10 protein-coding genes and 1 pseudogene are annotated in these 12,550 nt (G+C 42.3%); 10 read left to right on the top strand and 1 reads right to left on the bottom strand.

The window, feature by feature from the left end:
- Positions 1-3: 3 nt before the first annotated feature.
- Positions 4-1,227, top strand: coding sequence for an MFS transporter (locus tag B1K52_RS04680; protein WP_077305791.1), 1,224 nt, complete (start codon positions 4-6; stop codon positions 1,225-1,227).
- A 58-nt stretch (positions 1,228-1,285) separates the two neighbouring features.
- On the top strand, positions 1,286-1,777 hold the full coding sequence (locus B1K52_RS04675) for a hypothetical protein (protein ID WP_077305789.1): 492 nt from the start codon (positions 1,286-1,288) through the stop codon (positions 1,775-1,777).
- A 76-nt stretch (positions 1,778-1,853) separates the two neighbouring features.
- Here the strand turns inward: B1K52_RS04675 and B1K52_RS04670 are convergent, their stop codons facing one another.
- Positions 1,854-2,015 carry an aspartyl-phosphate phosphatase Spo0E family protein gene (locus B1K52_RS04670; RefSeq protein WP_143588832.1) on the bottom strand — a complete coding sequence of 54 codons (162 nt, stop codon included), beginning with the start codon at positions 2,013-2,015 and terminating at the stop codon, positions 1,854-1,856.
- Positions 2,016-2,224: 209 nt separating this feature from the next.
- Between B1K52_RS04670 and sigW the strand changes: the two genes are divergently transcribed.
- From sigW to B1K52_RS04625, 8 genes and pseudogenes are all read left to right on the top strand, one after another.
- Positions 2,225-2,788 carry an RNA polymerase sigma factor SigW gene (gene sigW / locus B1K52_RS04665; protein WP_077305785.1) on the top strand — a complete coding sequence of 188 codons (564 nt, stop codon included), beginning with the start codon at positions 2,225-2,227 and terminating at the stop codon, positions 2,786-2,788.
- Between the two features lie 13 nt (positions 2,789-2,801).
- The gene (locus B1K52_RS04660; RefSeq protein ID WP_077305783.1) at positions 2,802-3,419 is read left to right on the top strand and encodes a zf-HC2 domain-containing protein; all 618 of its coding nucleotides are present in this window, start codon (positions 2,802-2,804) and stop codon (positions 3,417-3,419) included.
- Positions 3,420-3,617: 198 nt separating this feature from the next.
- Entirely contained in the window at positions 3,618-4,442 is an 825-nt protein-coding gene (gene cdaA / locus B1K52_RS04655) for a diadenylate cyclase CdaA (protein WP_077305781.1), read from the top strand.
- Complete coding sequence (locus B1K52_RS04650) at positions 4,435-5,760, top strand: CdaR family protein (protein WP_077305779.1); 1,326 nt, start codon at positions 4,435-4,437, stop codon at positions 5,758-5,760. The genes cdaA and B1K52_RS04650 overlap by 8 nt, the downstream gene beginning before the upstream one ends.
- A gap of 29 nt (positions 5,761-5,789) precedes the next feature.
- The gene (gene glmM, locus B1K52_RS04645; protein ID WP_077305777.1) at positions 5,790-7,139 is read left to right on the top strand and encodes a phosphoglucosamine mutase; all 1,350 of its coding nucleotides are present in this window, start codon (positions 5,790-5,792) and stop codon (positions 7,137-7,139) included.
- A 413-nt stretch (positions 7,140-7,552) separates the two neighbouring features.
- A complete protein-coding gene (glmS, locus tag B1K52_RS04640) occupies positions 7,553-9,355 on the top strand; it encodes a glutamine--fructose-6-phosphate transaminase (isomerizing) (RefSeq protein ID WP_077305775.1) in 1,803 nt (600 codons plus the stop codon).
- Positions 9,356-10,799: 1,444 nt separating this feature from the next.
- Positions 10,800-11,426: pseudogene (hisJ, locus tag B1K52_RS04630) on the top strand (histidinol-phosphatase HisJ); the annotation flags it as partial.
- A gap of 387 nt (positions 11,427-11,813) precedes the next feature.
- The gene (locus B1K52_RS04625) at positions 11,814-12,008 is read left to right on the top strand and encodes a hypothetical protein (protein ID WP_077305768.1); all 195 of its coding nucleotides are present in this window, start codon (positions 11,814-11,816) and stop codon (positions 12,006-12,008) included.
- The last annotated feature ends 542 nt before the right edge of the window (positions 12,009-12,550 follow it).

Below are 12,550 nucleotides of genomic sequence, written 5' to 3'. Positions count from 1 at the left end.
GGAATGGAACATAGAGTAGAGGGGCGTCACAAGACAGGGAAGCCGATGTCCGAGCGCAAGCTGCTTGGTATTGTCGGTACGGGCTGGTTATTCGATGCAATGGATGTTGGAATTTTATCTTTTATTATCACTGCATTGACATTAGATTGGGGTCTATCTTCGCAACAAGCAGGCTGGATTGGCAGTGTAAATAGTATCGGTATGGCTGTTGGAGCATTTGTATTCGGTATTATGGCAGATAAAATTGGCCGCCGGACGGTATTTATGATTACAATCTTAATCTTCTCCATTTGCAGCGGCTTGTCTGCTTTGGCTGCATCTTATCTGATTTTTATTGTACTTCGCTTCTTTATTGGCGCGGGGCTTGGCGGGGAGCTGCCGGTAGCTTCTACGCTTGTATCAGAGTCGGTAGCGCCGGAAAGGCGTGGGCGCATGGTCGTTTTGCTGGAAAGTTTCTGGGCAGTCGGCTGGCTGGCAGCAGCAATCATTTCTTATTTCGTTATTCCGGCTTTCGGCTGGCGGGTTGCGCTCCTGTTGACAGCAATTCCGGCACTCTTTGCCGTGCTGCTTCGCAAAAATCTCCCTGATTCTCCTTCTTATACGAAGTTAAAAGAGAAGAAATCTGTTATGGCTGGAATTCGGCAGCTGCTGGCAAAAGGATTTGCAAAAAGAAGCGCAATGCTATGGATCGTTTGGTTCTGTATTATGCTGAGTTATTATGGCATGTTCTTATGGCTGCCTAGTGTGATGGTGGAAAAGGGATTTGATATGGTGCGAAGCTTTGAGTACGTGATGATAATGACGCTTGCGCAGCTCCCAGGTTATTTCTCGGCAGCATGGCTTATCGAAAAAGTTGGGCGCAAGCCAATTCTAATTATCTTTTTAATCGGTACAGCGATAAGTGCGGTGTTGTTTGGTAATGCGGAATCGGCTGCTATGCTTCTGACATCGGGTATGCTGCTCTCCTTCTTTAATCTTGGTGCATACGGTATTCTTTACGCGTATACGCCAGAGCAGTATCCAACAGCTGTGCGGGCGACGGGTTCGGGTATTGCGGCAACAGCCGGGAGAATTGGCGGTATCCTCGGACCTTTGTTAATCGGCTATCGGGGAACGCTTGGTTGGTCAGTAAGTGCTGTTTTTCTTCTGTTTTGTGTGACGGTTTTGGTTGCAGCTGCAGCTGTTTTGTTTCTTGGAGAAGAGACGAAAGGCAAGACGCTTGCTTGATGCGTTATTTCTATCCTGTATGGTAAAGTAGAGCGAGAGCACGAAGGAGGTTGGCGCTTTGTTTTCCATACAAGATTATACCGAAGCGGTAAGTGTTTCATTAGAAAAACATTCAGAAGACGTGATAGCCGAATTGAAACAGATATTTCAGCTGCCGTTTCTTCCGGAAGTAGAGAAGATTGCCTTTCGATTATTCAAAGAGCCAATGGCATTTGAACTGACAATTATGTATTATGCGCTTGATGGTGATGGCGAGGAGCGGTATTACGAAGAAATGGGAGATAAATATGCTGGCGGCAGTGAAGAAGTGGCCGAGGAAATCCCTTACTTTCAGCTTCCTGATCATGCAAGCGACAGCTTTGAAGCTTTTCGTGAACTGCAGGAAGATGCTGTGGAAAAAGCGGATGAACAAGTGATGATTGCTTGGTTCAGTGAATGTTATAAGCGGGCTGGCGGAGAGGCGTTTTCGTTAGAAGTGAGTGTAGGTTTCCATGACGATATAAAGGCCTACTTCATTAAACGCGGCGTGTGGGCGGAAGATCACCGTTAAAAAGTGCGTACCTTGTACGTGCTTTTTTTGTGCAAAAAAAATAACAGCTTGTCTCTGCATAGCAGGCTGTTATTCACTAAACGTGTCTTCTTTGTTTTTCGTATTCATTTAGCAGATGATCCAGCTGAACACTTGCAGTAATGACAGCGTCGGATGTAAGCGGAAGACGGCGGGAGAGGTCAAGCATACGGTTGCGGGTTTGTTCAATTTTTTCCAAAATATTGTCTGCAGTAATCATTTTTACCTCCATAATCTGATATACTATTTCTCGTTAAGTAGAGAATACCCTTCTTATTTTAATTAAAACATTAAATTGATAAAAAATCGAAAAAAGATAAAAACTGTTGCGGGCATCATTTAAGGGTTTTAAGATATTTTTTGTGAAAGTGAAACCTTTTCAGAACTTCATTCGTTATTAAGAAGCCGCAGTTTGGCGGGAGGATTTTCATGGAGAACATCATAAAACATCATATAAAGAACGTCAAGAAGGGTGATCAAGCCGCTTTTGAGGAGATAGTTTCCTTTTATCAGAACAAGGTATACCATATTGTATTCCGAATGATAGGAGACACTTACGAAGCGCAGGATATCGCCCAGGAGGCATTTATCCGTGCTTACACCAATATTCATTCTTTTGATGAGAACCGGAAATTCTCCACATGGCTTTACCGGATTGCGACAAATCTAAGTATTGACCGCTTGCGGAAGAAAAAGCCGGATTATCATCTAGATGCAGAGGTAAAGGGAACGGAAGGATTGGATATGTACTCGCAGCTTGCAGCTGATCAGGCTCTTCCTGAGGAGGAAGTCGAGAACATGGAATTGCAAAGTAATATTCATAAAGAAATTCTATCCCTGCCGCCCAAATATCGTGGTGTTATAGTGCTGCGATTTCTAGATGACTTGTCATTAGCGGAAATCGGCGAAATCCTGGACCTTCCACTCGGAACAGTGAAGACCCGAATCCATCGTGGCAGAGAGCTACTAAGGAAAAAATTACGCCACGTGTAAAGGGGGGGAATGCATGAATTGTGAAGAAAGCCTCAAGCTTATGCATCAATATTTGGATGGCGATGCATCGGAAGAAGAAGCACAGCTTCTTCGGGAGCATCTGCACGAATGTCCAGAATGCCAACAGCATTATCAGGAACTCAAACAAACAGAGAGTCTGCTCAGCGGAGCTGCCTATGAGTTAAGTGCGCCAGCTGGATTCACAGCCAGTGTTATGGCGAAGTTACCGAAAGAAAAGAAACGTGTCGGATATATGAGATGGTTCCGCACACATCCCGTCATCACTGCAGCAGCGGTATTCTTCCTGTTCATGTTCACAAGCGTATTTTCTGCTTGGAACAATGATGCTAGTGTTAGCGTTTCGAAACAAGAAGGATTAATTGTAGAAAATGATCTCGTTATTGTTCCAGAAGGCGTGACGGTCGAGGGGGACCTTGTCGTGGAAAATGGCGATTTGGATATTAGAGGAGAAGTTGACGGAGATGTCACCATTCTCAATGGAGACCTTGTAGAAGGAGCCGGTGCGAAAGCAAATATGGCAGCGGCAGATAATATAACAGGCGAATACCAAGAGATAGACCGAATGTTTGGCTGGTTATGGTTTCACATGAAACAAGTTTTTACATTTTAATACACATTTCCAGAGCTGCTTTTAAGAAGCGCTCTTTTTTTACCCTAATTATTGGCGGTACAGGCCTGTATTACGGTAAGATAACAGGGTACAGTAAAGGGGAAACAGCCATCCCGTTCGGAAGCGACTGTGGCCGAGGAACTGTGCTATAATGAACGAAGAAATTTGAGCTATTCATATATAAAAGGACGTGTATCCATGTTTGGGGGATTAAGTGAACTTTCCATCATATCCATACTGCGGATTATCGTGGACATTGCAGCAGTATGGTTCATCTTTTACAAAGTCTTGATGCTCATACGGGGAACGAAAGCGATCCAGCTATTAAAGGGGATTTTCATCGTCGTTATTATTGCTTTCCTGAGTAGTGAGCAGATACTCGACTTCCCGATGCTCGCCTTTTTGAGTTCGCAGGCGATTACGTGGGGGTTTGTTGCCATCGTCGTCCTCTTCCAGCCGGAGATAAGGCGTGCGCTGGAACAGCTTGGCCGAGGCAGCTTCTTCTCCCGTAATGTACGCTCTGAGGAAGAAGAAACGAATAGGAAGATCGAGGCAATTGTTAAATCGTGTAACTACATGGGAAAGCGGCGAATTGGTGCACTTATCACACTGGAACGTGAAACGGGCATGGGGGACTATATAGAAACTGGTATACCAGTGAATGGACATCTGACATTCGAATTACTGACGAATATCTTTGTTCCGAATACACCTCTGCATGACGGAGCTGTTATATTGAAAGAAAACCAGATTGCAGCAGCTGCGTGTTACTTGCCGCTGTCAGAGAGTCCGTTTATTTCCAAAGAGCTTGGGACGCGCCACCGTGCAGCGATGGGTATCAGTGAGGTGACGGACGCATTGACAATCATCGTTTCCGAGGAGACCGGAGCAATTTCTTGTACGAAGAACGGCGAATTATTCCGTGACATCACATCGGACGGACTAAAGGAGATTTTAACGAAAGAGATTGGTGTTCCTGCTTCCGGTTCCAAGGCTAGAAGATGGAGGGGTAAGAATGGATAAATGGCTAAAAAGTCCATGGACATTACGTGTTGTATCACTCGTGTTTGCTGTCCTTCTCTATGCCTACGTGAGTGCGGAAGCCGATGTAAACAATCGGGCAGGGTCTGTTCCGGTTACAAGTTCTGATGAAACAAATACGGTTAGTGCGCCAGTTGGCATTCGTATTGATGATTCAAGATATGTTGTGAGCGGTGTGCCGGAGGATATCTCGATGCAGCTTGTTGGTCCGGCAAGTGATGTACGCGCTGCTATACAGCAGAAAAACTATCAAGCTTACGTGGATCTGACAGAGTTGAATACCGGAACACATGAGGTGAAAATACAGTACGAGAATGTATCGGACAACCTGCAAGTGTATATGCAGCCAGCATCGGTTGAAGTAACAATTGAAGAAAAAGCTTCACAGCAATTTAATGTGAACGTAGGCTATACCAATGAAGACCAGATGGCAGCAGGTTATCAAGTAGATAGCTCTACAGTGGAACCTCAGACGGTTTCAATCGTAAGTACACAGGAGATCATTGATCAAATTAGCAGTGTACGGGCTTATGTAGATCTGACAGGTATTGATGGTGATATCACAAGCAAGCAAGCGCCTGTTAAAGTGTATGATGCGCAAGGAAACGAGCTAAGTGTGAATGTAGAACCTGAAACAGTAGAAGTATCGGTACAGGTGAGTAACCCAAGCAAGACCGTCCCAGTAGAAGTGAAAACAAAAGGGAAGGTGCCGGAAGATATCTCGGTCGCTTCTTTGACACCGGAGAAGAATGAAGTAACCATCTACGGATCGCAGGATGCATTAGATGGTATTGATTCTATTAGTACAGAGGCAATAGACTTGTCTGCTATCAAAGAAAACCAAACAGTAGATGCAACGCTTACCTTGCCGGAAGACGTGCGCGCTGTGAGTGACGAGCAGGTATCCGTTGCAATCGAATTGGAAGAGACAAGCGAGACGACAATCGATGATGTGCCCGTAACAATCGAGAACTTGCCGGAAGACTTGGAAGCTTCAATCGATGATCCGCAGAATGAGCAGATCGATGTGACGATAAGTGGTGCAAGAGAAGTCATTGAAGGACTTTCAGCTGAAGATATTACGGCTACGATTGATGCAGCCGACTTGGAAGAGGGCGAGCAGACCGTGCCAATTGATGTGGCAGGTCCAGATAATACAGAGCTCTCGTTAAGCCAAGATGAGGCGACAATCACCGTGCAGGCTGCTGAAACAACTGCTGGAGAAACAACTACCGAGGAAGAAACGAATACAGAAGAAGAATCAAATACAGATACACAAGCACAGACACAAACACAGTGACTGTGAGCCATGTGAAGGAGAGGTAACAAATGGGAAAATATTTTGGGACAGATGGTGTCAGGGGGATTGCGAACGAGGAGCTTACCCCTGAGCTTGCTTTCAAACTAGGAAGATATGGCGGCTATGTGCTAACAAAAACGTCTGCAGATCGACCGAAAGTAATGATCGGGCGAGATACACGTATCTCTGGTGAAATGTTAGAAGGCGCTCTAGTTGCCGGTCTATTATCAATTGGTGCGGAAGTGATGCGAGTTGGTGTCATCTCCACACCAGGTGTTGCCTACTTAACGAAGAACATGGGGGCAGCTGCAGGTATTATGATTTCTGCTTCTCATAACCCAGTTCAGGATAATGGAATCAAATTCTTTGGTCCGGATGGTTACAAGCTTTCTGATGAACAAGAGAATGAAATCGAGCAGCTAATCGATGCAGAGACAGATGAACTGCCTCGCCCATCTGGAGCGGACCTTGGCCAAATCAATGATTACTTTGAAGGCGGTCAGAAATATATCCAGTATTTGAAACAGACAGTAGATAATGATTTTGAAGGACTTCATATCGCAATCGACTGTGCTCATGGAGCAACTTCTTCCATTGCTACACACTTGTTTGCAGATCTGGAAGCAGATATTTCCACAATCGGTACATCCCCTGATGGACTGAATATCAACAAAAATGTTGGTTCAACTCATCCAGAAACATTACGTGATTTTCTTCTGGAAAAAGAGGCGGATATCGGACTTGCATTTGATGGCGATGGTGACCGATTGATTGCTGTTGATGAGAAAGGTCAAATTGTCGATGGGGACAAGATTATGTACATCTGTGCCAAATACCTGAATGACAACGGACGCTTGCGTCACAACACGGTTGTTTCCACTGTAATGAGTAACATTGGTTTCTACCGTGCGTTGGATCAGCACGGCATCAAGAGTAACAAAACGGCTGTTGGTGACAGGTATGTGATGGAAGAGATGCGCCGCGGCAACTATAATCTCGGCGGTGAGCAGTCTGGACATATCATCTTCTTAGATTACATGACAACTGGTGACGGCATGCTTGCAGCGTTGCAGCTTGTTAATGTAATGAAGGAGACTGGCAAGAAGCTATCTGAACTTGCCGGCGAAGTAGAGATCTTCCCGCAGATTCTTAAAAACGTCCCGGTAACAGATAAACAGGAAGCACTTGTGAACCAGCAGATTCTGGACGCTATTGCTGAAGTGGAACAGGAGCTTGGCGATCAAGGCCGTGTGCTTGTACGGCCGTCTGGAACAGAATCACTTGTGCGTGTGATGGTCGAAGCACCGACAAAAGAAGACTGCGAGCGTTACGCAGATCGAGTCGTTACTGTGATTGAACAAGTATTAGGAACGAAGTAAAAATAACGTATGCGCAAAGGAACGCAACATACCCTTTGCGCATATGTTATTTTATGTAACAAGAAAGAATTGACCAACTGGAATTACTTCATGTAAAATGGAGAAGTTAGTCATTCTAGCAGGAAAGAGAGGATAGAGGTTATCAACACAATTAAAGCGCCAGGACTTATCCCGAGCGGTGGGGTAAGTTGACGAGGTGGAGGTTTATCGAGTTATTCGGCGGATGCCTCCCGATTGCACACATCTCAGTCGTTATGTTCAAGAGCCGAAAGCAGAGAGGCGACTTTCTGGATAAGGACCGAACAAGATGTGAAAAATAATAGATATACGAGAAAGGGGCAAACAACGCCCCGAGCTTTTAGAGCGCAGGCCGTTCGTTTGCCCCTTCTAGTCTTGAGGAGGACAACAACGACATGTGTGGAATTGTAGGATATATTGGACAGAATGATACAAAGGAAGTATTGCTTAACGGACTAGAGAAGCTGGAGTATCGCGGATATGATTCAGCTGGTATCGCAATTGAGAACGAGCAAGGCGTGAACCTTTTCAAAGTGAAAGGCCGTATTGCTGCATTGCGTGAAAAAGTAGATCACAACGTTTCATCCACTATGGGAATAGGTCATACACGCTGGGCGACACACGGTGCACCGAACGTAGATAACGCGCACCCGCACCAAAGCGCTTCTGGCAGATTCACTATCGTGCATAACGGTGTAATCGAGAACTATGTGGAAATCCGTAAAGAATACCTTTCTGACGTAACATTGAAAAGTGATACAGATACAGAAATCGTAGTACAGCTTATCGAAAAAATGCATGACGAATTGCAGGATACAGCTAAAGCATTCCGTAAAGCTGTTAGCTTGCTAACTGGTTCTTATGCACTTGCAATGATTGATGCAGAAGATAACGAGACAATCTATGTAGCGAAAAACAAGAGCCCATTGCTAGTTGGTATTGGTGAAGGCTTTAACGTCGTAGCGAGTGATGCGATGGCAACACTTCGCGAAACAGATACGTACAAAGAAATCCGTGATAAAGAGATCGTTATCGTGCGCCGTGACAGCGTGGAAATCCAGCTGCTTGATGGCACAAAAGTAGAGCGCGAAACGTTCAAAACGGAAATCGATGCTGCTGATACAGAAAAAGGCACATACGATCACTTCATGCTAAAAGAAACGGATGAGCAGCCGTTTGTTATCCGTAAAATCATTCAGCACTACCAGAATGAAGCAGAAGAAATCAAAATGGACCCTGCTATCCGTAACGCAATGTTAGATGCAGACCGTATCTACATTGTTGCAGCTGGAACGAGCTACAATGCTGGTCTAGTTGGTAAACAATTTATCGAAAACTTGGCTAAGATTCCAGTTGAAGTGCATATCGCAAGTGAATTCTCTTATAATATGCCGCTTCTATCAGAGAAGCCATTATTCATCTTCCTATCTCAATCCGGTGAAACTGCCGACAGCAGAGCTGTATTGGTACAGGTCAAAGAACTTGGACACCCAGCACTAACAATCACAAACGTGCCAGGATCCACCCTTTCTCGTGAAGCAGACTTCACATTGCCGCTTTATGCAGGCCCGGAAATCGCGGTAGCCTCTACTAAAGCATATACAGCTCAAATGGCTGTTATGCTATTACTTGCTGTAGACACAGCAAACGGCAAAGAAATCAAACTTGATTTCAACCCGCTTCAAGAGCTTGCAATTGTAGCGAACGCAATGGAAGTACTGACAGATCAAAAAGAAACATTCGAAACACTAGCACAACATTATCTAAGTGAATCCCGTAACGCTTTCTTCATCGGCCGCGGTGTCGATTACTTCGTCTGCGTCGAAGGATCACTAAAACTAAAAGAAATCTCCTACATCCAAGCAGAAGGCTTCGCTGGAGGAGAACTAAAACACGGAACAATCGCCTTGATCGAAGAAGGCACACCAGTCATCGCGCTAGCAACACAAAGCTCTGTTAACCACTCTATCCGTGGTAACGTACAAGAAGTAAACGCACGCGGTGCCAACACCCTGCTCATCAGCATGAAAGGCCTCGAGCATGACGAAGACGCCTTCGTTATCCCAGCTGTAAATGAGCTATTGTCACCATTAGTAAGTGTCGTACCATTGCAATTGCTTGCTTATTACGCAGCAGTTCAGCGTGGTGCGGATGTTGATAAGCCGAGGAACTTGGCTAAGAGTGTTACGGTGGAATAAGAAAGAAAGTGAAAGACTTTACCTTATCGAATTTAAACAAAGTCAGCAAGTGTAAAACAAAGTTGGCAAGTATTAAATAAAGACGGCAAGTGTAGAACAAAGTCGGCAAGCGAATAGCAAATAAACCCAATGTAGTCATTACATTGGGTTTTTGTTTAGGAGGGATACAATTGTATACTGACAATTTAATTGCTTCTTTTAAATTTGTTTTTGATGATGGAAAACTACCTGATTTTTATCTCCCTGCTAAATTCTTCTTCCCCACGCTAAAAAGTCGGTATCTGCTGTTAAATAGTTGGTATCCGAAGCGGAAGGAAGAGAGAAGAAAAAAGAGCAGGCAGACGTTATGTACTCAATCCATATTCAATAAAAACAATCAAAATCCAGGCTGGATCCAATATGGGTCCAGTCTTTTTTTCTTCCTTCCGTCTGTCTCATCCCAAATCCGTTATATTTCTGTGTATTATGCCTTTCTTATACGATTTCAGTAGCTTTCCGGGTTTCTTTTTGCTTTTGTTGTCCTTAGGAATCCGTAGGATTATCTCTTCTTTTCCTTATTTTTTCTCTCCATCATGTCCCAAAATTGTTACATTTAACTCAAATTTGTACCAGGGATCATTCCTTTCAGAGAAGATCATAGAAATAAGAAATGGCTCAACCAAGCGGTTTATACCCCTTTTTGTTTTGGTGAAACCAATAAGAAATTGAGTGAAAGCATGGAATATAACATCATCCCAAATCTGTTATATTTCGCTTAATTGTGTAGCTGCAGAATTTCTATGAGTTAGCCCCTTATAAGCTCGAAATAGCTCAATGGTGGGCTTCTCTGTGGTTTAATCCTATATTCGAGCCTTATTTCCTCTTTTGTTTTTCTTGTTTCTATGCGATCCCAAAAACGTTATATTTCAATCTTTTCTCCTATCTCCTCATTCCATTATCGATACCAACTTAATAACATTGTCCGAAAATTCGATACAACCCAGAACGGAAAAAAGGGAGGAAAATCAGGTGTTTTGGGGAAGTACTTAATAACATAATGGATGGAAGAGAAAGTGGGAGATAAGAGGGCGGAAGCCTTGGGAGACAAGGGATTGGGGAGATTTGGGGTTGGGTACCGACTTTTTGGCAGGGATATATAGTAGAGGAAAGAGTGAGGTTTAGAGAAAGAAATCGGGATTAATAAATTATAATTAATGCCTATAGTGTAAAAAACATCTGTGGTAAAATCTTCTATGTATTGCAAAAGATTGATCTTTAATAGAAATGAAGATGATCTTGGAATGAAAGGAGAAACCAAATTGAAAAAAGACGGTCATACACATACTCAATTTTGTCCTCACGGCTCTGGTGAAAATGCTGAGGATTTTATTAAAAGAGCTATAGAACACTTAACTTTGATAGTTATTCCTTAACTGAACATTCACCACTTCCAGATTCATTTAAGCAATCACTGCCTTATGACGATGCTATAATAAACTTGTTAGCAATGGAAGAACAGGATTTAGATAAATATTTTAAAGAAATGCACAGACTTAAAGAGAAATATAAAGATCAAATAGATATAAAAGTTGGGCTTGAATTAGATTTTTTACCGAATCATATTTCATGGACTAGGGATATTCTAAATGAATATGGTGAATATTTAGATGAATCTATACTATCTATCCATTTTTTGAAGGGAAATAGAGGCTGGCGTTGCGTAGATTTAAATCCTGAAGATTTCAAAGAAGGTTTGCTAGATTTCTACAAAAGTTTTGAAAAAGTACAATTAGAGTATTATAGAGTACTAAAAGAAGGGATTTCTACAGATTACGGAAGGTATACACCTCGAAAAATTGGACATATATCATTGTGTCAAAAATTTCAACATTATTTCTTAAAAAATGAAGAAACAAAATTGACGCAAGCTGTAGAAAATGAGATTTTATCTTCATTACGATTAATTAAAAGCAAAAATAAGAAAATAGACTATAACGTTGCAGGTCTTTATAAAGCATATTGTAACGAACCTTATCCTTCGGATTGGATTGTGTATCAAGCAGATAAATTAGGCATACAATTTGAATATTGATCCGATGCTCACAAAGTAGAAGATGTAGGAAGAAGCTACGATGTATTTTTGACGACGAATAATTAAGAATTCAATTATTATCTGCCTACCGCTTTCCCGTTCGCTCTGCTAAAAAGACAATGTTTATTGTAAATTAGTCGGTGCTGTATAGTTGAGAGTAACATGGGGGGAAGCGCACTAATTGTAATAAAACTGTTCAAGAGAAATTTATGTACTGTTAGTGATTGGTAATAGAAGGATATGAGTGTAATATCCAATGGCATAGTAGGAGGAGCGTTCATATGAAAAAAACATGAAACGTATTTAGAGTACGATGCCTAGCTATAACACACTCAAAGCAGCAGAGATATTAAGTGAATTTCATTATAGTGTAAAAGATAGGAGGAAATGAAAATAGACAAGAAACTGATTAAGGATATTAAGGAATTTGATGATGCATTTCCTGATGGTATCTATACTATTCCAACAGATTTACAAAAGCCAAGAGTGAAAGTTAGGGATCTGTCAAATTATTGTAAACAAAAAGGTGTAGAACCAAAAAACTTGAGTCGGAAAGAACTAGAACAATTTCTCGAATCGTAATAAAAAGATATTTTAACAAATTTCATTTATTTTATATTGGTAAAAGAGAATAAAGAAAAGCTGAAGCATGTCTCTAGCTATAATACTCTTGAAGCAGCTGAGATTATGGGTGTTAAAGATCAAACTATTCGAAATTGGTGTAAGAAAGGGAAGTATCCGGATGCTGTTGCGTTAGGAAGTGGGGTTGGAGAATTCCAAAGAGTTACTTTAGAATTACTCCTGAACAGGCCAGGAAGCGGAGTACGTTTGAAGAAGAATTAAATAGATTTAATAAGGCAAGGATAGAAATAAATAGGGCACTTGCTGGGCACTTTATTGTTTGTATGAAGCTCGTGTAAGCTTAAATGAAAGATCGTTCAAATGGGTGAAAATATCAAAGGAAGGATAGAGAATAAATGCAGAAGAGAATAAAGACAAGAACCAAAATAATAGCACCACATTAGCTCGCATTCTAACAATAGGATGCGGGCATTTTTTATTTTGACAATAGTCAATGGGTGTCAAAAGAGAGATACAAGAAGCAAAGTAGAAGATGGAAATAA

Origin of the sequence: Terribacillus halophilus (genome assembly GCF_900162685.1) — a bacterium.
Lineage (GTDB): Bacteria > Bacillota > Bacilli > Bacillales > Amphibacillaceae > Terribacillus > Terribacillus halophilus_A.
The sequence above is the reverse complement of the archived record's forward strand: the minus strand, read 5'-3'. Positions and strand labels throughout refer to the sequence as shown.

Bases quoted from the DNA above. Each gene is read 5' to 3' on its own strand.
- glmM (WP_077305777.1), top strand. From the start codon at position 5,790: ATGGGAAAATATTTTGGGACAGATGGTGTCAGGGGGATTGCGAACGAG.
- sigW (WP_077305785.1), top strand. From the start codon at position 2,225: ATGGAGAACATCATAAAACATCATATAAAGAACGTCAAGAAGGGTGAT.
- B1K52_RS04650 (WP_077305779.1), top strand. From the start codon at position 4,435: ATGGATAAATGGCTAAAAAGTCCATGGACATTACGTGTTGTATCACTC.
- B1K52_RS04625 (WP_077305768.1), top strand. From the start codon at position 11,814: ATGAAAATAGACAAGAAACTGATTAAGGATATTAAGGAATTTGATGAT.
- B1K52_RS04660 (WP_077305783.1), top strand. From the start codon at position 2,802: ATGAATTGTGAAGAAAGCCTCAAGCTTATGCATCAATATTTGGATGGC.
- glmS (WP_077305775.1), top strand. From the start codon at position 7,553: ATGTGTGGAATTGTAGGATATATTGGACAGAATGATACAAAGGAAGTA.
- cdaA (WP_077305781.1), top strand. From the start codon at position 3,618: ATGTTTGGGGGATTAAGTGAACTTTCCATCATATCCATACTGCGGATT.
- B1K52_RS04680 (WP_077305791.1), top strand. From the start codon at position 4: ATGGAACATAGAGTAGAGGGGCGTCACAAGACAGGGAAGCCGATGTCC.
- B1K52_RS04670 (WP_143588832.1), bottom strand. From the start codon at position 2,015: ATGATTACTGCAGACAATATTTTGGAAAAAATTGAACAAACCCGCAAC.